Below are 25775 nucleotides of genomic sequence, written 5' to 3' on the forward strand. Positions count from 1 at the left end.
ATTCAATTTTGAAGCACAAATGTAGGAAAAATGAGGGTATGACAACTAATAAATGATCCTCACCATACAATAACCCGATTTCACAACATATTTAAAAGGTGCTACAACATTAAATTCCTATCAAGGTAATTAAATGACATATTTGTTGTTAAATACACTGGTAATTTCGAGTAAAACTTTAACAACGCATGTAAAACGAAAAAAACAACGAACGCCCATACGGTTTGCCAAAACCCAAATCCAGTAAGAGGTAAAACTGTAGTTCCCCCAAAACTACACTACTTATGAGAGCAAAACTATCCTTTAAAATCAAGTATTTCTTTTTGACCATACTGCTGTTAGGATGCATGCAACTCAGTGCACAGGTTTTAAATGGCCCTGTTGCCGCACCTAACCAAACACCACCTCCCGGAAGTTCTCCCTGGGACAAGGCGTGTGCCTCCAGTTCTTTTAACGACTACTGGGTCAATTTCACATGGAGCCCTCCCTTAGTTAACGGTGATAATGAATTTATTCTTGAACTCTCAGATGCGAGTGGGAGTTTTGCAAGTCCGGTAGAACTTGCCCGAGATGCTACCAAAAACACGAATTTTGACTTCTACATCCAATTTTCACTCCCAACAGATACAAGAGGTGAAGGTTATAGAATGCGTGTTAGAAGTACCAGTCCGGCTGTTATTGGAGCAGCATCTGTTGCATATCCAATGTATTATATCGATGTAAATTCCGGTCTTACAATTAGACAGCAAGGCAATGCCGACTTTGGAGACGGTACAGCTGAAGTCTGCAACGGCAACTCCATTACCCTGGAGGTTTATAATCTTCCTAATGCAAATACCTATCAGTATAACTGGTATAGAAGCGGATCGCCTTTAGCTGAAAAAAGCGAATCCATAACGGTTTCACAGGCAGGAATGTATAATGTAGAAATTGATTATGGCTCATGTTCCGGATCTGGTAATACCCTTTCAAACATTATTGATGTAACAACAGGGGCTAGTTTAGGAATAGCTATTAACACTCCAACTAAAACTGATTTATGTTCCGGTGAAACTGAAAATCTTGAGGCGAACATAAATAATCCCAGTTTAACGTATACCTGGTATAAAGATAGCGCAGTTATTCCTTCATCTGATAATTATATTTATACTGTAGATGCCTCTGTACCGGGGTTTGAAGGAGATTATCAGGTCGAAATTTTTGGTCCAGGAGCCTGTGTGGAAAGATCCTCAGCAGTGACCATCACTAATGCCGGAAATTTTACAGTAACCAGAAATAATCCTGCCAACGTAGTAGTTTTACCAGGACAAAACGAAACATTAAGTGTAACAACTGACGCTTCTTCTCCCGCTTATCAATGGTATAGAGATGGTAGCCCCGTATCGGGTGCTACAAGCAACAGCTTGTCCGTAAGTGAAACAGAAACCGGTATATATTTTGCCCGTGTTTCCTTAAGTGGAGGACCTTGTTCTTCAACCTCAATAGATTCTGAAACGACTACAGTAGTTACTCCAGCTTCATTTGAGATTGTAATTGATTACGCTTCTGCTTATACGGCATGTGCGAACAATAGTATTGTCCTTGATGTAACAACTATTAATGCAATAGACTCAGGAGGAGGGGTGACTGATGTAACTGCTTCTCTTATCTCTGCATTTACATACCAATGGAAAAAAGACGGTAGTCCTGTAAGCGGGGAAACCTCAGCAAGCTTAAGTTTAACTGACATTACTGAAAATGGTAATTATGAAGTAGACGGCAATATTACTACCTATAACGCAACTTCAAACTCCCTGGCTGTTCAGTTATTGGTAAATGAGACTTTATCTATTAGCAGTACCGGTCTTATTAGTTGTGGTCCTGCAGAACCAATTACAATAACCACCACCACGAATTTGTCTGGTGAATCTTTTGATTGGTTTAAAGATGGTGTAAATCTAAATACTACCGATATAGCTCTGACGGTTACTGAACCAGGAACATACCAATTGGTACTAGATAGAAATGGTTGTCCACTTCCTTCCAATGAAATCGCTATATCTGGTCTGGATCCTGCTTTGATAACTCTAGATCCTTCCGGCACAATTGTATTTCCGGAAAATAGCTCCAGAATAGTTACCGCAAGTGGTGGTGACTCATACAGATGGTATGATTCTAATAATACTGAAATGAGTAATTCCTCTTCAGTAACATTTACAGAGGAAGGTTCTTATGTTCTTATAGCAACTATAGGGAATTGTGAAGTAAGCCGGAATGTAACGGTAGAATATCTTGACAACTTTAAAATACCCAATGTTATAACCGTCAATGGCGACGGAATAAATGATCAGTGGATTATTCCTAATTCCTACTCCAATAAGGCGGAAGTGAATGTAATCATTTTCAATAGCGCAGGTAAGGAAGTATTAAATGAATTCAATTATCAAAACAACTGGCCTGAAACTTCAATGTCTTTTGCCAAGCAAAACATGGTCTTTTTCTATAAGATTAAAGACTCTGATGAAGTTTTAAAACAAGGCACCATAACCATTATTCGTTAAAGAGTAAAATGAAATTTAAACTAGCATACCTGTTATTGTTCATCATGGCGCTTACCAAAGTAAGTGCGCAGGAAGATAATCCTTTTATCTCTTATGATGTGCCTTCCCAGAACCTATTAAAGTTTAATCGGTTTCTGATAAATCCGACTTTCTCAACGGTTCGTGAGGACTTGTCATATATAAATCTTTTGCACAGAAACCAATCGGTATCTTTTGATGATAATAATCAGTTATATTTCCTTAGTTACAGTGGTAGGATTAACGATAGATCCGGACTGGGGTTAAGTCTATACACGCAGAGGGAAGGGGTTGTTAGTAATTACGGAGTATTAGCCAATTATGCTTATGGTGTGAAATTAAGTGATAAAAGTAATTTCACCTTTGGAGCAAATTTATCGTATTACAGTAGTGGCCTGGATCAAAACAGAGCTAATCCTATTGAAATAGATCCGCTGCTGAGTGGTTTTCAGGATAGTTCTCTACTTTCCTTTCAACCAGGATTTAACATTTCATATAACCAGTTTGATTTCGGTGTGTTTGCCGAAAACCTATTTGATTATAACCTGAAAACAAGTGAATCTATTACAGACTTTGAGGACAAAACCTTCTCAGCTCACTTACAGTATACCTATGAGTTAGAAAATAACGCAGGAGTATTTGAAAATTCTCGTTTGATGCCATTGGCCCGGGTAAGACAAGTTGGCCAGGAAGATATTGTTTTAGGCGGTAATATTATTTTCGACCTGCCTAAACTAGGTTGGGTGCAGGCCGGATATGATAGTTATTATGGAGCTTCAGCCGGAATTGGTTTTAACCTTGGAAAAAGACTTTCTCTTGGATATACCATGGAGAAAGGTCTAGCTAATAGTCTTGACAACTTTGGTACTACCCATGAAATTTCTTTTGCTTACTCTTTCACACCTAACCTTACTGAAGACAGGGTAATGTTAGAAGAAAGCGAAGAAGCAATCGCAAATATTGAAGAAGAACAAGAGGCAATAGAAGAATCTCTCGCTTCCGATGAGGAGGAGATTACAGAACTCAAGCGTCGTCTGGCCGAAAATGATGCGATTCTTGCTGAACTGATGTTCAGACAGGACTCTATGGAGACAAATCGCGAAAAAGATCTTGAAAGAAGATTTGAAATGGTTATGCGCATGGTGCGTAATGAAACCAATGGGGAGCGACCTGATCTTGAAGAAAAGGCCAGGGAAATGTATTTTCTTAATAATGACAAAACAGCGCTTGTCGAAAATGTTGAGAAGCGAAGTCCTGCTGAGTACAAGCCTATAGTCAAGAAGAAAACTCAGGCAGACGTATTTATTCAGGAAGCTAAACGGAACAATGTCAAGGGCCAAAAATTCAGAGATCTGGATGGTGTGGAAAATGGATACTATGTGGTTGCGAATGTTTACAAGGGCGAACACTACCTGAATAAATTCATAGACAATCTTAATAATCAGGGCTTAGACGCTGATTATATCGACAATCCTAAAAACGGATTAAAGTATGTATATCTAAAGAGATACGATACCTGGAAGGAGGCACTGGCCGCACACAAATCCGGAATAAATGGAACCTATAGCGGCGAGCTATGGGTGATGAATGTAGAAAATCGTTATACCAACGAGGCTTATGCTGAAAATTCGAATAAAGTTCGTGAGAAATCGTCCGAATATGACACTGATGTTCTTCAAAAGAATGTTGTTGTCAGGGATAATGTAACAGGTAGCGAGCCAAAGTCGAAAAGTCAATTTATTAAAGGTATTGCATCTGCTTATTACATAATAGCAAATGTATTTGCAAATCCTAAAAATGCCAATCGTTTCGTAAAATTATTAAACTCCCAGGGCCTTAGTGCCAGCTACTTTATAAATCCCGAAAATAACTATCGGTATGTTTATTTAAAGCGACACGAATCCTGGAACAATGCTCTCATATCTTACTACTCTAAACTAAATGACGCATATGATGACAAAATGTGGATCATGCGCGTCACACCAAACTTAATAACCTAGATGAAACCAACCTTTGCTAAAAATATTCTTTTTGCCTGTGTGGTGTTATTTTCCTATATAGGTATTTCACAAGAATTCAACAATTTTGAAGTTAGGTATCAGAATAACCTTAGGGGTGACCTGACTTTCATAGCCAACAATATTGTTAACCGAAATGGAGGTACGGGTAATACAGAACCGAATGATCCGTATAATTCTACCGGAAACTCTTCCACCTACAATGACTGGCTGAACATGCAGTATATTGACGTGGATAGTGATGCTTCTACTTTTAGTTCCAGTAGAGCAACCTTTAACTTTCCACAAGCCAACTGTAATTTAATTCGTTATGCAGGCCTTTACTGGTCAGCTACTTATCCAAGTGCTCAGGCCGGTCAGGCTTTAGGCACAGGGAGGCAAAACGATTTTAACCAGGTAAAACTAATGGTTCCCGGAGGTGCGTATATTGATGTCACCGCAGATGAGGTTTTATTTGACGGATTCACCAGCGGAGATCCTTCCGTTACGCAAAATAGTCCATATGCCTGTTATGCAGATGTAACATCGCTTATAACCCCTTTGGCAGATCCTTCAGGGGATTATACCGTTGCAAATATTCGTTCTGTAGTAGGATCGTTATCTCCTGGTGGAGGTGCAGCCGGTGGCTGGACGCTGATTATTGTTTATGAGAACCCCACATTATCAGGAAAATTAATTACAACCTTCGATGGATTTGCCCGGGTAAGAAGTGCTAATCCTACTGTGGATATCAACTATAGCGGGTTTAACACCATTCCCGTTGGCCCTGTAAGGGCAACCTTGGGAGCCGCTGCATTAGAAGGTGATAATAGAATTACTGGTGATAGAATGCGAATCAGAGCGGCCAGTAATCCTGGATTTACGACTATTAGCAATGCAGTAAACCCCGCGAATAACTTTTTCAATAGTAATATTACTCTAGATGGCGCTATTACCAATAACCGTAATCCTAACAGTGTAAATACTTTGGGTTATGATACGGATATCTTTCTTTTGAATAATCCGTTAAATTCTGTGATCCCCAACGCCGAAACTGATGCCACTTTTAGATTTACATCAAGTGGAGATCAATATTATCCTTTCTTTAACTCCTTTAATGTTGAGATAATAGAACCCAATATTGTTGTAGAGAAGACAGTAGAAGATATTGCGGGTAACGATATTACCGGTTTAGGTGTAAACTTAGGGCAGTTATTAGACTATGTCCTTGGCTTTCAAAATATTGGTAATGATGACGCTGCCAATTATGTCTTAAGAGATGTATTGCCAACAAATGTGACTGTAATAGAATCGGACCTTGTCTTGCCTCCTGGAGTAACCTATGTTTACGATCCTGTGGCTCATGCAATATCCTTCAGTATCCCACCAAATCTGATTGAGGAAGGGGATCCACTTTCTGAAATTAGACTTAGGGTGAAAGTTGCCGAAAACTGTTTTGATTTTGTAGATGCCTGTACAGATTTAATAGCAAATCAGGCTTACTCTACCTATCAAGGCGTAATCAATACTGCACAGATAACGGACGACCCCAGTGTGTCTGACTTTGATAATTGTGGTTTTGTTACCCCAGGTGCTACGAACTTTTTATTGGATGATCTAGAAAGTTGTGATTACAACAGAACCGTTCAGCTTTGTGGTGATGATTTACTCCTTGATGCCGGTGACAATTTTGATTCTTATGTCTGGTATAAAGATGAGAATCTGGATGGTTTAATTGACCCGGGTGATACTTTGTTAAACGACGGAGACCCTGATGGTGATCCTAGTACGCTTCTTATTACTGAGGTTGGTATTTATATTGTAGATAAAATAGTTGCTGATCCTTGTAAAGGATTTCAGGAAATTATAACAGTGGAATTGTTTGGAACTACCCAGATAAACCCTATAGTTACCTTAATAAATGATCCCACAAATACTGTGGAGGGAGAGGTGGTTACCTGCCCTAATGACGGAGATTTATTACCAAAAATATTCCTGTGTGGGTTGAACGACACCGAACTCATTCAAATTAATATTCCCGATGCAGATAGCATTGAATGGGAGCAGCTTGATGAAGCAAGTTGTGGTGCTTCGGTTGCAGATTGCGCCAATAAGGATTCCGGATGTTCGTGGAACAATGTAGGAACGGGGAACAATTTCGTTGCTACAGATGCCGGTCAATACAGGCTGATTATCAATTATCAAAACGGATGTTTTAGTAGGTTTTACTTTAATATCTTCAAAAATCCGCTTGATCCACAATATAACGTTACAGATCTTATTTGCCTTTCACCAGGAAACATTACCGTAACAAATATGCCTGTTGATTACGAATATCAACTTCTGGATGCCACTAGTGGGGCCATTCTTGTGCCATATAGCGCGTTAAATGGTCCTAGTTTTACAATTAACTCAAATGGTGCATATACAGTAGAAATGCGTCAGCAAGGAGTAGTAGATGGTTGTATTTTCAGATTGGAAGATATAGGTGTGCTTAGCCGTAATTTTCAAGTAGACATTACAACTGAAAATACGGACTGTAATGGTCTGGGCGAGATATCTATTTCCGTTTTAGATGTAGAGCCGCAATATTATTATGAAATATCACAAGGCGGTACAACCGTAGATACACATGGGCCAACTGTAGATAATAACTATACCTTTCTAAATCTTAATCCCGGCACCTATGATGTAGATGTAACTACAGATGATGGATGTTCCTATAATGAACAAGTCATTATTGTTGATGAATCTGACCTGGATCTCGAAGCCAGGGTTTCGCAACATATTAGTTGTAAAGAAGGAAATATTCTAATGGAATCTACTGGAGGCAAGACACCACATACATATGCTATATGGTCCTTTGTAGATGAATTAGGGAATACGGTTACTTCATACCCAACTCCCGGAGACATCCCCCCGTCTGAATTTCAGACTAGTCAGATCTTTGATGTTTTAATACCAGGTGACTATACATTTGTTGTTGTTGATCGAAACAACTGTTTTGCTATTTCAAATACTGTAACTATTGTTCTGGTTCCTTCAGTAACCTATGACCCAACTACAGTTATAGATGAAACTTGTTATGGTGCTTCTGATGGCTCAATTTCATTTAATATAACAAATAGTAACGGATATCAATTAACTTTTTTCCTTATTGATTCTAGTGGTGTTGAGATAGCCAGTAATTCTTCTGGTATTTTCAATGGACTGCCCCAAGGGGATTATACGGTTAGGCTAAATCAGCGTAAAGGAAGTGCCTCTTGCGATTTCTTTGAAGATTATACAATCTCAGGGCCAGTAAATGGTTTATCCGCTTCTGCTGTTTTAGTTCAAAATTATACCTGTATACAATTAGGAGTTATTGAAGCACAGGGAGTTACTGGTGGTTTTGCTCCTTATGAATATAGCATTGATGGAGTGAATTTTGTATCCGGAGCTGGTGCAGAAACTTTTTCTAACCTCACAGATGGTACCTATAACATTACGGTAAGAGATGCCAATGGTTGTGTTTTTATAACCAATCCTGTGACGATTGATCCCCTGAATGAACCCAGCGACTTGACTTTCACAGCCTCAACGCCTACGTGTCCAGCGCTTACATCTGATATTACTGTCTCCGTAGTTGACGGAAATACCCCTTTTGTTTTTGAAATTATAGCACCTGCGGCAATTCCGGCAACCTCAACTTCCGGTAATTCTGCAGACTTTGATGGCCTCACGCCAGACACTTATACCCTCAGGGTTACAGATGATAAAGGTTGTGTTTATGAAGAAAGTTATACGATTGCTCCCGTAACTCCTATTGGGGTTGTAGGACAGTTGATAAGCAATATTTCCTGCCTTGGTGATACAGATGGAGAGGTCTTATACACCGTTTCCGGCTTCGCCACTTCATACGACTATACTGTAACCGGACCATCTGCATTTAGTGGTTTAGGAGAAACAAGCGCAACAATATCCCTGCCTAATCTGGCTGCGGGAACTTATGATATTACAGTAACAGATAACGATACAAACTGTACAGACACAGCAAGTGTCACGGTAAGCGCCCCAGCCGCGGCCCTTGTGTTATCGGCTAGTGAAACTCAGCCCACTTGTACAGACCCAGGTAGTGTAATACTTACTGCGGTTGATGGTTGGGGAGGTTATAATTATTCTTTAACCTATCCTGATACAGTTACAATTGTGACTAATGCAACTGGCGCTTTCGCTGGTCTTGTCCAATTAGGAACATATATTGCATCGGTAACTGATGCGAATGGTTGTGTTGTTACTACAACATTTGATTTGAATGTCGCATTACCGCCTGTATTAGCTATTGTACCAAATGATGTTTGTTATGATGACCTAACTGGTTTAACATTAACAGCAAATGTAACATCTGGTGGTGACGGCAACTTTGAATACCGAATTAACGGAGGCTTATATGATACAAACAATGTATTTGCAGGTTTAGGTCCAGGTACTTACACCATTGACGTAATTGATGGAAACAACTGTACTGGTACAGATACAATAACCATAAATCCGGAATTAACAGTGACTGCTTCTGCAGCTAATATAACCGCCTGTGGAACTACAACAGATGTAACTGTGAGTGCAGCCGGTGGTGATGGTAATTTTGTTTTTGCTATTGTTGCCGATGGAGTACCTCCAATTCCAGGAGATTTCGGGATTGTAAACCCTATAACTGTTACAGGTGCCGGGGACTATGATGTATACGTACGTGATAACAATGGAAATGTAGCATTTTGTGAAGCCATGTCCGACATAACTATTGTACAGGATGCGCCTATAATAATTACCCCAACATCAACTCCTACCATATGTTTTGGAGATAGCAATGGAACTATTACTATAGTTGCTGCTGATGGAATGGGTCCATATGAATACAGCATAGATAATGGAACAACCTACCAGGCAACAGGAAATTTTGTAAACCTTCCCGCAGGTACATATCCTATAAGGGTAAGAGATGCGAACAATTGTGAAGAGACCGCTTCAATAGATGTCATTGAGCCTGCTCAATTAGTTGCAGAAGCTGTTCAAACACAGCCATATACCTGTCTTCAATTAGGTGAAATAACGGTAGGAAGTATAACCCCAACAACGGGAGGTTCGGGAGATTATCAATATAGTCTTAATGGAGGTTCCTGGACGGCATCTACGCCTGGCGGAACAACCTTTACGGGTCTTATAGATGGTACCTATTCAATTAGGGTAAGGGATGCAAATGCGGTTTCCTGTTCTATAACGATCCCGGATGTTATAATAGCCCCTTTACCTGTTGAGCCAATTTTAAGTACGACCGTCACATACAATTGCGATGGTACAGGAAATATTACGGTATTACCTAATGATCCTTCTTATATGTACAGCATAGACGGAGGAGCGCTGCAAGCTTCTAATGTCTTTAATAATGTGGCCATTGGCAGTCATCCCATTACGGTAGATTATGGGAGTGGATGTACGGTGGATACGGCTGCTATTATAGTGGCTGGAAATGCCTTTGACGCAAACATTACTAATTTTACCAATCTAAGTTGCAACGGTTCGGCTGATGGTACTATTACTTTTGAAGTTGAAAACTTCGACCTTATAAATGGGTTTGAATACTCTGTAAATGGAGGTGCTTTTTCAGCTCCACAAACAGTTTCTCCTGTAACCGCTACTAGTTTAAGTGCCGGGGCACATACTATTGAAGTTAGAGATTTTCTAGATAATTCTTGTGCTGTTACACTTTCTGAAACCCTGACTGAACCAGCTCCTTTAGTTGCTTCTGCAAGTATTACAGTGGAGTTTACTTGTAACAATACGGGAGCTACGATAACTGCCAGTGCAATTGGAGGAACGCCAAGTTATGAATATCAATTAGAAGATAATGTGGGTGGCATAATTACGGCTTATCAGGCCGGTGTTGATTTCGTAAGTGTTCCTGCCGGAGATTATATCGTAAGAGTAAGAGATACAAATAATTGCGAAGATCCAATAGATGCACCTATTACGGTAGTTGCACCTGTGAATCCAACATTTACAACCACGCCAACAGCATGTTACAGTGGTGCTAACGACGGAACAATCCTTGTAGATGTAACTTCACTTCCGGGTAACGGAGGATTTCAATTCAGTATCAATAGTGGTCCATGGCTAACGCCTACACCATCTACTGCAACAAGCTATACATTTGGCAACCTTTCATCAGGTAATTATACTATAGATGTTAAAGATTCTTATGGATGTATAGGTGTACAACAAAATGTAACTATTAATCCAAGGCTGGCAGCCAACGCAGTTTTAACCACAGACCTTACTTGTTTGGCCCCTGCATCTATTACTATAAATGCTAGTGGTGGTTCCGGTACATATTCCTATGAATGGTCTAATGATGCAGGTGTAACTTATTTTAACACCAATTTCGTTGGGAATGTCTTTAGTTCTAACACAGCGGGTACCTATGTTTTCCGAGTAACCGACACAACAGCACCTGCTGCATGTATTGTAACCACTAATTCGGTTATTATCAGCCCTGCAGATACTCCTGTAATTACAACAGTAACACCAACACATATTCTTTGTAATGGAGATAGTACGGGAATGCTAGACGTAGTTATAGATACTTCTATTGGCAGCCCTCCATATGTAATAGAGGTTATAGAAACTATTTCAACAACAAATTATGGAACCCAGACAACGGGTCTTCCTGCTGGTGACTATGAAGTTACTATCACGGACGCGAAGGGGTGTGTTTCTCTTCCTTTTGCGGTAACTATAAATGAACCAAACGCTATTGTTTATAATATTAATTTGATCCCTATTACCTGTAACCCGTTAACGGGAACAGATCCGGGGTCTATTACTGTAGAAAACCTTACTGGAGGTACAGCAGAATACACCTATTACTTAACAGGTAATAACGGCTATTCTGCATCTTATTTAACAACTGCCGGAGGTGAAGATCATACCTTTGCTATCCTTGAATTTGGTATTTACGAAGTTGATGTAGTTGACGCTAATGGTTGTTCTTTAAGAACCACAAATATTATTGCGTCGCCTCCAAATGATTTGGATATTGATGTGTCAACCCTAACCGCAAGTTGCGCGGCAGGTGGTACAGCTATTGTTACAGTATCATCTGCTGTAGGTAGTGGTAATTATGAGTTTGCAATTTTAGATAGTTATATCATTCCTTATTCGGCTTCTTATCAGGCTCCGGATGTTGTTGGTGGAGATACTTCTACATTTACGTCGCTTATACCAGGGGTAACTTACACCTTTGTGGTTCATGATTTGACGACTAATTGCTATTATTTTGAAACGGCTGCTGCGCCAATAAGCTCCCCTTCAAACATGACCATATCCTCCCTGGTTGAGGCTAATGTCACTTGTACAGGAGCGGCTGATGGTAATGTGAGTTTTACTTTTGATAATTTTGATGTTGGTGCCACACAAGTGGACTATGAGATTTTTAATGCACAGTCTAATGTTAGCACTACTTTTACCGGTTCTGCAGCAGTAAATCCGCCTGCTGGGCCAGTAAGCATATCTAATTTCGCAACCTTACCTCCGGGTATATATTATGTTTTATTAACGGAGGTTAATGGGGCATTTGCCGGCTGTTCAATTGGTTCTTCTAATTTTACCATTGACGAATCGTCTAACGTTTTGGCCGTTACAGCAGCATCTCCAATAAATGACAATTGTAATGTAAATGCCGGAGTTATTACCGCGACACCTCAGTTTGGTACCGCACCATATGAATTCCAATACTTGCTTAATACGGCTCCAGCCCCAACTGCGGCTTCTCCTGGATGGACAACAAGCACTACGGCGAATGTAGAATCCGGAGATTATATTGTTTACGTGAAAGATGCTTACGATTGTATACAATTCGACCCTGTTACCGTGGCCTTAGATGCAACACCAGATATTTCACTGGCAATAGTAGATGAATGTGTTGCAGAAGGAATGTTTGAGATTCTGGTCACTCTTGATGCTCCCAGTATAGCACCATACCAGTTGAGCATTAATGGAGGGCCATTCCAAAATATAGTTTTTGATGGCAGTAACCAATATCTCGTTTCTGGATTAAATTCGGGTGCCGCCCAAAACATAGAAGTTCGCGACGTAAATGGTTGTGCAGATGCCGAACCATTTACGATAATACCTCCTCTGGAATTTACAGTGATGCAAACTACATTGCTGGATTGTGAACCCGGAGCTGCAGCCAATGCAGAACTTACGATTGAAGTAACATCGGGCTCAGGTAATTATGAAATTGAAATAGATGGCCCTGGTGCTATTGACCTGGCCCGTGTTGCCCTACCAGGCAATCCATATATTTGGACTGGAGCCAGTGGTGCTGGATCTTATGTTGTTAGTGTTTATGACATTGGCACTTCCCCGCCTAATTGTCCGCAAAGTATTACGGTAGATGTCCCTGCCGCTATACTTCCAATATTTTCGGAAATACACACCAATGTTACATGTAACGGAGGGGCAGATGGTTCGATAACATTGATTGAAATAGACAATGGTAATAATCCATTGACTTATACCTTAACTCCTATGCCTGTTGGTGTGGTTTTAAATGACAAAACCTTCGAAAACGTTCCTGCCGGAACCTATGATGTAAGGGGAACAGGGGTTAATGATTGTTTTACAGATATCTTTTCAATTACCATTACAGAGCCGGCCATTATGAGTGTACCTGCTCCAATAGTTGTTGAATTTGGTTGTACTTCAGGTAATAATCCAAATAATGCTACTATTACAGTAGATGATGCCTCAATTACTGGTGGAAGCGGAGTTTATGCAATTTATGAATTCATAAATGACCAGGGAACTCCAGCACCAGGGGATGATGTAGTGGTTCAAACAGGATCAAACACTACCTATATAGAAACTGATGTTAATGGCGGTAGTTATACTATTAATGTCTATGACAGCAATGGATGTCTTGGTTCTACAACCGCAATAATTTTACCATACGATGAATTACTGACGGCTAGTGCAGCGATTACTAATGCAATAACATGTAATCCGGGTATGGATGGTGAAATTACCATAACAGTAATATCCACTACGAACGATCCGGCCAAATTTGAATACAGTATCGACAACGGCGCTACTTACCAGGCCTCAAATGTGTTTAGTGGCTTGGATATTGGTGCCTATAATTTCTTAATAAGGCATGTTGACACTGGTTGTATTTTAACTGCTTCTGAGACTATAATGGATCCTAATACCTTTGATATAGTAGTTACTAAATTACAGGATGTCATTTGTTTTGGTACTGAAACAGGAGAAGTCACTCTGGAATTAACCGATGCAACTTACGTAGGGCCTTTTGATTGGACCATCTATGATACCAATGGTACTCCTGCAAACCTTGCAGACGATATTCCTGTGAAAAACGGAACAAGCCCAACAAACGGACCAACTGCTGTAATTACTTTATTTGCAGGCGATTATATCGTGGAAGTTATTCAAAACAACCATCCTAATTGTACAAATACTCAATTATTCAATATTGCCGGTCCACCGGCAGCAATTACCGCCAATACCAATGTAACACCAATTACATGTCTTGGTAATGACGGAATCATTGAAATTATTGATGTTCAAGGTGGATGGGGTGGCTATTCCTACTATGTAGGCACAGTTGCGCCAACCGGTCCAGGTGATTACCTAGCCAGTCCAAGGTTTGAAAACCTTGTGGTTGGTACCTATGAAGCGTGGGTAATTGATTCAAGTGGTTGTGAGGAGATGATCCAGAATAATATTGTCCTTGCAGACCCTGCTCCAATTACGGCTATTTTGCAGATTAATCAGGAAAACTGTACCAATCTTCAGGGAGAAATTGAAGTAGTAGGAACAGCTGGCGGTCAAGGAAGTAATTATACCTATCAATTGATCAAAGACGGAGCCCCTTTTGGTGCGCCACAAACTTCAGTCGTATTCTCCGGTCTTGGTGCTGGTTCTTACGAAGTTCAAATTACGGATCAGTGGTCTTGTACCGCAACTATAGGTCCGGAAGTACTCTATGAGGAAATGTCCTTAATAAGTACCGTGGTAAAACCAATTGATTGTACTGTAACCCCAGATGGAGAAATTACAATTACAGTTACCGGAGGTTCTGCCAATCTTAATTATACAGTGACATTCCCGGATCTGATTACATCGGCAGTCAATAATACAGGTGTATTCACGGGATTAAATCAGGCTGGAACCTATTCTTTTGTAGTAACCGATTTGAACACTACTAATCCGGTTTGTACAAAAAATATAACGCAGGAATTAGATGCACCAACTCCTGTTACATTTGACCCACATACCGTGGTAGATGTCTCTTGTAATGGACTGAGTGATGGTAGTATTACCATAAACCTTGCGCCGGTTGCTCCGGGGGTAAATGATAACCCAATCTATACATATAACCTATATGATTCCTTCTCTGTTCTCATAAGTGGTCCGCAAACAAGTCCTGTTTTTAACGGCTTGCCTGCTGGTTCCTACGAAGTAGAAGCAATCTCAGAAAGAGGATGTTCGTTGAGAGAAGTTGTTGTTATAAACGAACCATCTGTGTTAACAGTATCTGCGGTAACTACAGCATTTAGCTGTAATCCAAATAATACTGTGAATACAGCTACAATTACTGCAACAGTAGGCGCAGGAACAGGAACGAGTCCGTATTTATACAGTATAGATAACATCAATTTCCAGACATCAAACATATTTGATATTGTAGATAATGCCGCTGTTCAAAATATCACTGTTTATGCGAGAGATGCAAACGGTTGTACAGCTATGGATGCAGTAGTCATTGATCCTTTAAATGTGTTTACGGTAATGGTTTCTCAGGATGCTGCAATCTCTTGCGCCGGTCCGGAAGAAATAACAATCTCCGTTACAGATGATGGCAATCCGGCCAATTCGTATACATACGAATTGCTACCATTAGGCAATCCTAATGGCGTTTTAACAGCAACACCCTCAAACACTACAGCAGAATTTGATTTAACTGCAGTAGGAAGCTATACCTTCAGAATTACTGATACCGCAACAGGATGTTATGTAGATACTGCGCCTTATACGATAGCCCCATATGATCTGATAGACGCAATAGCAACTGCTACATTACCTGTGGTGTGTTTCGGAGATACAAATGGAGCTCTTGAAGTAAATGTAACCGGCTATACTGGTGCCTATAGTTATGAAGTGTTTACCGCTGCTGGTGTTAGCACTGGAATAACAGGTTTAGGAGATACGACGACAAATCCTTTAACTATTTCAGGTCTTTCCGGTGGAAACTATTTTGTAAGGATAACTGAAACTGTGGCACCTTTATGTGTTGAGGATTCCAATATTATCACGATTGTTTCACCAGATATGCCTCTTACTGCAACAGTAGGTGAGGTATCTAATGTAACCTGTTACAATGATCAGGGTGAAATCTTGGTAGATCCTGAAGGAGGCTATGCGCCTTATGATATAGTATTGACAAATACAACAACCGCTGCGGTATATACCATAGCTGATGTAAATAGTTACCTGTTTACCGGGCTTTCGGCTGGCAATTATACCATTGCTATTACAGATGATGGTGGTTGTATTCTTAATGATACCGAAATTTTGGTTCAGCCAGTTCCGATCACGGCAGACATTACTGCAACACCTACTACACTAGTTTGTTATGGTGATACGAATGCCACGGTTACAGCTATAAATGTAATCGGAGGACAAGGTATCTATCAATATCAATTGAATTATTATGATCCAACCGGAACTGTTATAGATTTTAGTAGTGGTGGACAAACCACTCCAGTGTTCAACAACATTGGTGCTGGAATATACAGCATTACCGTTTCTGATGGATGGAATTGCGATGTGGAGACAATTCAGGTTGCTATTACTGAACCAACAGATGTTGCTGGTTCATTAATTCAACTGGTTCCTCTTACATGTACAAACATGGCGGAAATTGAATTGACGGCTACAGGAGGAACTGCACCATATGAATATAGCACGGATGGCTTAGCTTATTTGTCAATGTCGGGAGGTAATACTCATGTATTTACTGTTCCGGCCGGGGTATATCAATATTATGTGCGTGATTCTTTTGGTTGTGAAGCAACTATTTCCAATCAGGTATCTATAGATGCTATAATCCCATTGTCTATCGTCATAGATGATAGCGCTGCGATCATAAATTGTACGGGCGAAGCGACGGCAACAATTATAGCACAAGCATTTGGAGGTTTAGGCAGCTATTCTTACGAATTGTTTGGCGACGCCGCTTTAACTAATCTAATTTCCGGACCACAAGCAAGTGGAACCTTCTCTATGCTAATTGCCGGCAGTTATTATGTTCGAGTGACAAGCATGGATTGTATTGAGGTTTCAAATGAGATAATTATCACCGAACCTATGCCTCTCCAAATAGACAGGCAAGAATTCACAGATGTTACATGTGCGGGACAAAATGATGGAACGATAACAGTTGAAGTTTCTGGAGGTACCGGTACCATACAATACGCCATTACGCCAAACTTGAATCAATTTGATACTGAAAATACTTTTGTTGATCTTGAACCGGGAGTTTACGATGTAATTGCCCAGGATGAAAACGGGTGCTTTATACCATTCCAGTTCACTATTACAGAGCCAGCACCTCTAGACGTTACTTATACCGCCTTAGCTGAGGTGTGTCTGGGAAGTGAAGATGGTTCAATTACGTTAAATATCTCGGGAGGTACTGCACCATATAGTACGGCATTTAATTCTAATAATCCTGCAGATTATGTATTAGGTCAAACTTCATTCGCAGGTCTGGCTGCCGGTACCTATGTTATATTTGTGCGTGATGCTCAGGATTGTGAAATTAACGTAATTGTTGTAATTGATCCGGGTGTTAACTTAAATGCTATTGTAGAACCGGTTTATGAATGTACAGATATTCTTCCTGAAAATTATGTAAATATTACTCTGGAAGACCCATCGGTTCTCGGTTCTGTTATGTATGCTTTAGATTCTACAGACCCGGCAGATATGCAATTGAATCCGGATTTTAGAAACATTGGTCCCGGAACTCATTTTATTGCAATTTCACACGCCAATGGTTGTGTACAAACTGCTGATTTTGAAATTATGGCTTTTGAACCATTAACTCTGGTTCTGGAACAACAGAATCTTAATGAGATAACAGCAATAGCAGGAGGCGGACTAGAAGATTATACATTCTATTTCAACGATGATAATAATGGTACGGATAACACCTATTATATAACAGAAACCGGCACCTATACAGTTACGGTAATAGATGAAAATGGGTGTGAAGTATCCGCACAAATATTCATGGAGTTTATTGATATAGAAATCCCCAATTTCTTTACCCCAGATGGTGATGGCATGAATGATTATTGGATTCCTGATAACATTGAAGGCTACCCCGAAATACTAATAAAAATATATGATCGTTATGGTAGGGTAGTCGCCGAGGAAACGATAGTTCCGAATGGATGGGATGGCATATATCATGGAAATGAGTTGCCTACAGGAGATTATTGGTATGTTATCAAGTTGAATGGGGAACGTGATGAAAGAGAATTTGTAGGACATTTCACCCTTTATAGATAAAGAACTTAACCTAAAGAATTATGAGCAAGAGATTGCTGTCTTTAATAATATTACTTTGTGCATTCACAACGAGTGCTCAAGAGCTTACGCTTCCGCAGTTATCGCAGTATTTAGCAGATAACCCCTTTGTTATATCACCAACCTATGCGGGAATAGGTGATTATATTAAAGTGAGAATAAATGGTCTGACGCAGTGGGTAGGAATAGAAGATGCTCCAGACACTCAGTCTTTGGCCGCTGACGGCAGGGTGGGTAACCGCTCAGGAGTGGGTATGATTCTTTATAATGATAGTAACGGAGAAACAAAACAAAGAGGGGCAAGGCTGTCTTTTGCACACCACTTGACTTTGGACAGGTATGAAGATGAATTTCTTTCATTTGGTCTTTCATACAATTTCAATCAGTTTAGGATAGATATTGAAAATTTTGATGGTCTGGACCCTAGTGTTACTGATGACCGTTCTACAACCAATCACAATTTTGATGTTGGTATTTTGTATAGAAAAGATAAATTTTATGCCAGTCTAAACGCTTCTAACCTTTTAGATAAAGACCTTTCTAAGTTTAATCCAATATCAGAGCCTAACGAATTAAGGAATTATTATCTGTATACCGGTTATAGATTCAGTAAGAAAAAAAGCAACTTTGAAATAGAGCCTTCTGTTTTCTTTCAGTGGTTTGAAAGTGACGGACGATCCGTAACCGATTTGAATGCAAAATTCAGGTGGTATGATTTTGAAGATTATTACTACGCCGGTGTAACCTATCGTTTTCTAAATGATCAGGTGGGAAGCCCATTATATATAGCGCCATTAGTTGGACTTAAGAAAAGTAATTTTTATTTCGGATACTCCTACCAGATTATATTGAATGAAATACTCGGTTTTAGTACGGGTACCCATGTAGTTACAATTGGGGTAGATCTCTTCCAGGGTATTAGCAATTGCAGGTGTACTTATTAAAAAATCTCAAGTGTTTAGGTTAAGTTTGCAAAAACTTAATAAGACGTGGGTAAAATTACAGTACGTAATATCAGGGTGTATGCCTATCACGGGTGCTTAGAGGAAGAAAGTATTATTGGCAGTGACTACCTTGTTACTGTCGAAGTCTTCTCGGACTTACAAAAAGCAACCGTTTCGGATGATTTAGCAGATACTGTGGATTATGTGTTCATTAACAGAATAGTTAAGGAAGAAATGCGAATCAGTTCAAAACTTCTTGAGCATGTAGCAAAAAGAATATTAGATCGCGTTTTTGATGAATTGAAAAGTGTTGCGAAGGCGGTGATTTCAGTTTCTAAAATAAATCCACCTATTGACGGGGATGTAGAAATGGTAACTGTAACTCTTAAGGAAAAGAGGGTTTAAGTTTTTTTCTTAGTTGGAAAAAATAGTACCTTTGCGCCTTTAAATGGCATCGTGGCCGAGTGGCTAGGCGCAGCTCTGCAAAAGCTTGTACAACGGTTCGAATCCGTTCGATGCCTCCAAAAACCTCTCAATTAATGGGAGGTTTTTCTTTTAGGCACTTGTTACTCTCTTATATATTCAATTCCCTGCTCTATGTTTAATTTGTCTTTTGGCAGAAAACCTTTAACAATAAGTACAAGTCCGCATATAACCAGTATTACTCCCAGGACCTTTTTCACCAAACGAATCCTTTCTGTGGTAAGCTTACGCCGAAGTTGCTTGGCCAGTAATATTTTGAAGATGTCTACAATGAAATATGCTCCAAGCATAGTTGAAAAGAACACAATAATTCTATCGGATTTATTGTCAAGGCTTGGGCCCACAATTATAATAACACCCAGCCAAAATACAAGCACTCCGATATTAATAAAGTTGAGCAGGAAACCTTTAATAAAAAGACTTAAGTAACCGCCTTTTCTCGGTTTTATATCCTGTTTTCCTTTTATATAATCCCTGTTAAAAAAAGTGGTAAGGCCGTAAATTAGTAGAATTACACCGCCAAACACATAAAGGCCTGGCTGATTGCTTAAATTTTCAAGTAATTGAAAACTACTGAAATATGCAATGGTAAGAAAAATTATGTCAGCCAGAATAACGCCCAGATCAAAGAATAAGCCCGCCCTAAATCCTTTTGTTGCGCTAGTTTCCAGAAGTACAAAAAAAACAGGCCCAATCATAAAGGCTAATAAAAAACCTAGGGGTATCGCTGCCTGAATATCTTCTATCATTAAACTATAGAATTCCTTTACATTCTTGTTACTTTACCTCCAAAAACAGTTTTTTCGTCCATTTTTGTCGGATCACCAAAAACTAACACTTCTCCTCCGGCTTTTACGGTCGCCTTTACATAATCTGAAGCGAAAATCTCGGCGTTGGATCCTGCATTCACATTTACTGTGGTAAATTTTGTTTTAAACTCCTTTCCTAAATAAGAACCGCCCGTGTTGATTGCTACATCCTGTACATCCGATGTTCCTGAGGTGGCTATAACTCCTCCTGAAACAGATCTGATTAACATCTGTTCCACCTCTGCTTTTATTTTTAACTCACCTCCCTCCTGAGCTTTTAATTCAATTACTTCCTGACTAATCATATCTTCCGAAGCAATTCTTGCGTCTTCATTAACGTCAATTACCAGTAAATTTTGTGAATAATAAAGATTTACAAATGTCCTGTATCCACTAAAAATCTTGGTTATCTCCATCCGTATTTTAAGAACTCCATCAGTATTTACAAAATTAACCTTATCTGTATTTGCTCCGGTAATTACGGCCTTGTCTTCATTTGATTTTATCAGGTTCACAGATAAGCCATCATAAGCTTTAACCTCTGTGAATTTCGTCAAATTTATATTGATTTTTTCATCCTGAGGTCTTAGCGTCAGCATAAAAAACAGGAAGAAAACAAAGAGTATTACTTGTTTCATCATGTTGGTTTTAGTGTTTATCCTATGAAAATAAACAAATTCTATTCCAAAAATTATTTATTCCTCAGGTTTGCCTAAAAGTGAGAAATCTAAATGGCGTTTTACTAAATCTGTGCTTTTTACCATTACCCTCACCATATCTCCAAGCTGGTACTTTTTATGGGTACGTTCACCAATTATAGCATATTCCCTTTCATCAAAGGTATAATAATCATCCTTTATATCTCGTATTCGCACCATGCCTTCACATTTATTTTCAATTATTTCAACATAAATTCCCCATTCTGTAACTCCCGAAATAACCCCTGTAAATTCTTGATCTTTATGCTCTTGCATAAACTTTATCTGCATATACTTAATAGAATCGCGTTCCGCATTCGCCGCCAAACCTTCCATATCTGAAGAGTGCTTACACAGTTCCTCATAAATTTCCTTTTTGGGAGATTGACCACCGTCTAAATAATGCTGCAACAATCTGTGCACCAATACATCGGGGTATCGCCTAATAGGTGACGTAAAATGTGAATAAAAATCAAAAGCCAAACCGTAATGTCCAATATTGTCTGTGCTGTAAATTGCTTTACTCATGCTTCGAATAGCTAAAGTGTCTACAAGATTTTGTTCTTTCTTACCTTTAACATCCTCCAGAAGCTTATTTAAAGAACTGCTAACAGCTTTTTTATCCTTTAAGTTAAGCTTATGTCCAAAACGATAAATAATACTGTTTAGTGCCATTAACTTTTCTTCATCTGGCTGATCGTGTATTCTGTATACAAATGTTTTTATTGGTTTTTGTTTACCAATAAACTCTGCTACTTTCCGATTTGCCAGTAACATGAACTCCTCAATTAACTTATTTGAGTCTTTTGCTTCCTTAAAATAAACACCTTGCGGTTCGTTTTCGGAGTTAAGATTGAATTTAACTTCCACTTTATCGAATGAAATCGCTCCGGATTCCATCCTTTTTTTCCTCATTTTTTTAGCTAAACGATTTAAAGTATTAATTGCATAAACAGTATCCTCATCTACAGTATAAGCTTTGTTTCGTATTGAAACCGATTCAGGAATTGATTTTTCGCCGGTTTCCAGGATATATTGGGCCTCCTCATATGCAAATCGTTCGTTTGAATTTATTACTGTACGCCCAAACCATTGATTTTTGATTGAACAATCGTCATCCATTTCAAAAATAGCAGAGAATGTATATTTATCCTCATGTGGCCGCAATGAACAGGCATTATTAGATAATACTTCTGGCAACATTGGTACAACCCGATCTACGAGATAAACAGAAGTTGCTCTCTCGTAAGCTTCTTCTTCTAATACGGTATCTGGTTTTAGATAATGAGAAACATCGGCAATATGGATACCAATTGAGAAATTACCGTTTTCTAAAGTTTCAAACGATAGGGCATCATCAAAATCTTTTGCATCCTTAGGATCTATAGTGAATGTAAGAAGTTCTCTTAAATCTTTTCTCTTTAAAATTTCTTCTTGTTTTATTGAAGTATCTAAGGTATTTGCATAATTTTCTACTTCTGCCGGAAATTCAGAAGGCAATCCATATTCAGCTAATATGGCATGAATTTCAGTATGGTGTTCACCTGGTTTCCCAAGTATTTCAATTATTTTACCTAAAGGAGATTCGGTATTATCAGGCCATTCAATAATTTCTACAAGTACCTTTTCCCCATTCTTCGCTTTACCTATGTTCTCCTGAGGTACAAAGATGTCTGTATACATTCTTATATCTGTTGGTCTTATAAATGCGAATGTCTTTTGTAAATCTACTATACCAACAAATCTTTTCTTTTTTCGTTCCAGAATCTTCTTAATTTCTCCTTCTGGTTTTTTATTACTTTTTTTATTGAATATATCTACTTCAACAATATCACCATGAAAAGCTCTGTTAATTCTATTATAAGGTACAAAAACGTCATTCTCTAACTCATCTACAACAACATAAGCATTTCCTCTCGCTGTAATATCTACCTTTCCCTGATAATAATTTCCATTTGTGATTGCCTGGTATTTACCTCTTGAATTTTCAAGTATTCGTTTTGCATTTTTTAATTCACCCAATCTTCTAATTAACAAATTTCTGCTTTCAGTATCAATAAGTTCCAGCTTTGAAGCAACTTGTTTATAATTAAAACTCTTTGATGGCTCCTTTTCCAGGACTGTGAATATACCCTTTGTAATTTCATTTTTTTTGTGGCTTTTTGCCCGTTTCTTCTTCTTCGACATTAATATCTTTTATTTGCCCGGAAAAGTACGAATTATAATCCATAGCTTTCTATTCAATAAATTACATTTAGGTTAACAGACTTAGTAACTAACATATCAACAGTTATCAATTAAATAATTATTTGTTTTATTAATTTATCTAAAAAATGATGTTTATGATTGTTTGTTAGTAGCACTCATAAAAGATTTAAAGAATTGTTGCTATAAACAAGTAAAAGAGTTTATTGACAATTTATATATTACTATATAAGCTAACAATCAATAACTTAAGTTTTTTATGAACGACTATTAATAACTGGTTTCAACATAGAACTACTTACAAGTAATTTCTTATTTATTGTTAACTACTGTACTATTTCGTTTAATATCTTTCCGTTAATTAATAAAAACAAGATTTTTTAAATATCAACAGGTTTTGTAAAGCATTTTTTTGAGCAGATTAAAAAAAATTATATTTATTTCTTATCCTCTGGTTATTAACAAATCGCTAAAATAAACACTAAGCTCTTAACCAAACAGTTACACTTTTTTATAAATTACTATGTTAACAATATTAAGAATTAGGTATACCAATGGTATTTGTAACTTTGTATTAATTGTAATACCCTTATACTATGAAAATATCAATTGGTAATGATCATGCCGGTACGGAATATAAGCTGGCAATCGTAGGTCTTCTTAAATCGATGAGTATAGAAGTAATCAATCACGGTACGGATGGCTCAGATAGTGTAGATTATCCTGATTTTATACATCCTGTTGCGGCTGATGTTGAAAATAAGAGAGCAGACTCAGGAATTATTATTTGTGGTAGTGGTAATGGGGCAAGTATGACCGCTAATAAACATCAGGGTATTAGGGCCGCACTTTGTTGGAACAGAGAAATAGTAGAATTAGCAAGGGAGCACAACAACGCAAACATCTTAAGTCTTCCTGCCCGTTTTATTTCACTTAATCAGGCTTTAGATATGGTAAAAACTTTTCTTAATACAGAATTTGAGGGTGGGAGACACGAAAGAAGGGTTGATAAGATACCTTGTTCCTAAAGAAATTACATGGGCCATTCACATTCTCATAATCACTCACATTCCCATAACCATCCCGATTTAAAAGGAAGAAATCTGCTTATTACTATATTACTCAATATAGTAATAACTCTTGCCCAGGTTGTTGGAGGAATTATATCAGGAAGCCTCGCTTTGTTATCTGACGCCCTCCACAATTTTAGCGATGTCTTATCCTTAATTATAAGTTATGCGGCCACATTATTATCAAGAAAAAAAGCCTCTGTAAACAAAACTTTTGGCTATAAGAGAGCCGAAATAATTGCAGCTTTTGTAAATTCTTCAACCTTAATTGTTGTTGCAATAATATTAGTAAAAGAGGCGATCGAAAGATTTGTAAACCCCATTGAAATTGAATCGAATTTGGTTATTTGGCTGGCATTGTTAGGAATTGCAGCAAATGGATTTAGTGTTCTTTTAATTAAGAAAGACGCAGATGTAAACATGAACATGAAATCTGCATACCTTCATTTATTTACTGATATGATGGCTTCTGTTGCTGTTCTAATAGGTGGGTTGTTGATGAAGTTTTATGAGCTATATTGGGTAGATCCTGTTCTAACTATCACAATTGCACTTTACCTTATTTATATGGGTTATGACCTTTTGAAATCTTCTACCAGAGTTTTAATGCTTTTTACCCCGAATACCATAGAAGTTCAACAAATAGTATCAGCGATCACTAAAATACAAGCTGTAAAAAACGTACACCATGTGCATATCTGGCAGCTAAATGAGGACGAGGTACACCTGGAAGCGCATGTCGATTTTGATGAGGACATTAACCTGTCAAAATTTGATCAAATCCTGGAAAAAATTGAAGAAGAAGTCTATCATAAATTTGGAATTAACCATTTGAATATACAGCCTGAATTTGGCAAATGCGATAGTAAAAAAGTTATAGAACAGGATTAATAGATGGATATTCAAACAAAATCTTTTCAAGACCTGACCAATCAGGAACTCTATCAGATTCTTCAATTACGGGCTGAGGTTTTTGTAGTGGAGCAGAATTGTGTATATCAGGATATGGATGGAAAAGACTTCAAAGCTTTGCATGTAATGGGATTAAACAAAAATGAACTAGTTGCTTATACCCGTATTTTCAAAGGAGGCGATTATATGGATCACGCGAGCATAGGCCGTGTGGTGGTGGGGAAATCCGGCAGGCAAGGAGGATATGGAAAGGAAATAATGCTGGCCTCAATAAAAGCCATTAAGGATAATTTTAGAGAGACCACCATTCATCTTTCAGCGCAGAGTTATTTGCAGAAATTCTATAATGACCTGGGTTTCACAGCTGTTGGAGAAACGTATTTGGAAGATGATATCCCACATGTTCTTATGGTAAAAGAATAGTCTGATTTCTATACAAACAA

At 38.5% G+C, this 25775-nt stretch carries 11 protein-coding genes and 1 tRNA gene; 9 read left to right on the top strand and 3 right to left on the bottom strand.

The window, feature by feature from the left end; translation table 11 throughout:
- Positions 1-284 precede the first annotated feature (284 nt).
- The 6 genes from ABJH90_RS15205 (at position 285) to ABJH90_RS15230 (ending at position 19679) form a co-directional block, all read left to right on the top strand.
- The gene (locus tag ABJH90_RS15205) at positions 285-2540 is read left to right on the top strand and encodes a gliding motility-associated C-terminal domain-containing protein (RefSeq protein WP_348140843.1); all 2256 of its coding nucleotides are present in this window, start codon (positions 285-287) and stop codon (positions 2538-2540) included.
- A gap of 8 nt (positions 2541-2548) precedes the next feature.
- On the top strand, positions 2549-4558 hold the full coding sequence (locus ABJH90_RS15210; protein ID WP_348140845.1) for a type IX secretion system membrane protein PorP/SprF: 2010 nt from the start codon (positions 2549-2551) through the stop codon (positions 4556-4558).
- The gene (locus tag ABJH90_RS15215; RefSeq protein ID WP_348140847.1) at positions 4559-18193 is read left to right on the top strand and encodes a T9SS type B sorting domain-containing protein; all 13635 of its coding nucleotides are present in this window, start codon (positions 4559-4561) and stop codon (positions 18191-18193) included. It begins immediately after the preceding gene.
- Positions 18194-18213: 20 nt separating this feature from the next.
- The gene (locus ABJH90_RS15220; protein WP_348140849.1) at positions 18214-19155 is read left to right on the top strand and encodes a type IX secretion system membrane protein PorP/SprF; all 942 of its coding nucleotides are present in this window, start codon (positions 18214-18216) and stop codon (positions 19153-19155) included.
- 45 nt (positions 19156-19200) lie between these two features.
- On the top strand, positions 19201-19560 hold the full coding sequence (gene folB, locus ABJH90_RS15225) for a dihydroneopterin aldolase (RefSeq protein ID WP_348140851.1): 360 nt from the start codon (positions 19201-19203) through the stop codon (positions 19558-19560).
- 45 nt (positions 19561-19605) lie between these two features.
- Positions 19606-19679 (top strand) — tRNA-Cys (locus ABJH90_RS15230).
- 42 nt (positions 19680-19721) lie between these two features.
- Here ABJH90_RS15230 and ABJH90_RS15235 read toward each other — a convergent pair.
- From ABJH90_RS15235 to rnr, 3 genes are read right to left on the bottom strand one after another with little or no spacing between them, the layout of a single operon-like run.
- Positions 19722-20387: a LysE family translocator gene (locus ABJH90_RS15235; RefSeq protein WP_348140853.1), complete on the bottom strand. Its 666-nt coding sequence runs from the start codon at positions 20385-20387 to the stop codon at positions 19722-19724.
- Positions 20388-20404: 17 nt separating this feature from the next.
- Complete coding sequence (locus ABJH90_RS15240; RefSeq protein ID WP_348140855.1) at positions 20405-21085, bottom strand: head GIN domain-containing protein; 681 nt, start codon at positions 21083-21085, stop codon at positions 20405-20407.
- 57 nt (positions 21086-21142) lie between these two features.
- Positions 21143-23332, bottom strand: coding sequence for a ribonuclease R (gene rnr / locus ABJH90_RS15245; protein ID WP_348140857.1), 2190 nt, complete (start codon positions 23330-23332; stop codon positions 21143-21145).
- Between the two features lie 614 nt (positions 23333-23946).
- Here rnr and rpiB point away from each other — a divergent pair.
- From rpiB to ABJH90_RS15260, 3 genes are read left to right on the top strand one after another with little or no spacing between them, the layout of a single operon-like run.
- Positions 23947-24378, top strand: a complete 432-nt coding sequence (gene rpiB, locus ABJH90_RS15250) for a ribose 5-phosphate isomerase B (protein ID WP_348140859.1) — start codon at positions 23947-23949, stop codon at positions 24376-24378.
- A gap of 9 nt (positions 24379-24387) precedes the next feature.
- Entirely contained in the window at positions 24388-25311 is a 924-nt protein-coding gene (locus ABJH90_RS15255) for a cation diffusion facilitator family transporter (protein ID WP_348140861.1), read from the top strand.
- 3 nt (positions 25312-25314) lie between these two features.
- Positions 25315-25755 (top strand): GNAT family N-acetyltransferase, encoded by a 441-nt coding sequence (locus ABJH90_RS15260; RefSeq protein ID WP_348140863.1) that lies wholly within the window; start codon positions 25315-25317, stop codon positions 25753-25755.
- Positions 25756-25775: the final 20 nt, after the last annotated feature.

The sequence above is a fragment of the Eudoraea sp. genome (assembly GCF_039969275.1).
In the GTDB taxonomy this organism is placed as follows: Bacteria; Bacteroidota; Bacteroidia; order Flavobacteriales; family Flavobacteriaceae; genus Eudoraea.

Coding starts and splice junctions, on each gene's coding strand:
- rnr (WP_348140857.1), bottom strand. CDS start 23,332: ATGTCGAAGAAGAAGAAACGGGCAAAAAGCCACAAAAAAAATGAAATT.
- ABJH90_RS15205 (WP_348140843.1), top strand. CDS start 285: ATGAGAGCAAAACTATCCTTTAAAATCAAGTATTTCTTTTTGACCATA.
- ABJH90_RS15255 (WP_348140861.1), top strand. CDS start 24,388: ATGGGCCATTCACATTCTCATAATCACTCACATTCCCATAACCATCCC.
- ABJH90_RS15240 (WP_348140855.1), bottom strand. CDS start 21,085: ATGAAACAAGTAATACTCTTTGTTTTCTTCCTGTTTTTTATGCTGACG.
- ABJH90_RS15220 (WP_348140849.1), top strand. CDS start 18,214: ATGAGCAAGAGATTGCTGTCTTTAATAATATTACTTTGTGCATTCACA.
- ABJH90_RS15235 (WP_348140853.1), bottom strand. CDS start 20,387: ATGATAGAAGATATTCAGGCAGCGATACCCCTAGGTTTTTTATTAGCC.
- rpiB (WP_348140859.1), top strand. CDS start 23,947: ATGAAAATATCAATTGGTAATGATCATGCCGGTACGGAATATAAGCTG.
- ABJH90_RS15215 (WP_348140847.1), top strand. CDS start 4,559: ATGAAACCAACCTTTGCTAAAAATATTCTTTTTGCCTGTGTGGTGTTA.
- ABJH90_RS15260 (WP_348140863.1), top strand. CDS start 25,315: ATGGATATTCAAACAAAATCTTTTCAAGACCTGACCAATCAGGAACTC.
- ABJH90_RS15210 (WP_348140845.1), top strand. CDS start 2,549: ATGAAATTTAAACTAGCATACCTGTTATTGTTCATCATGGCGCTTACC.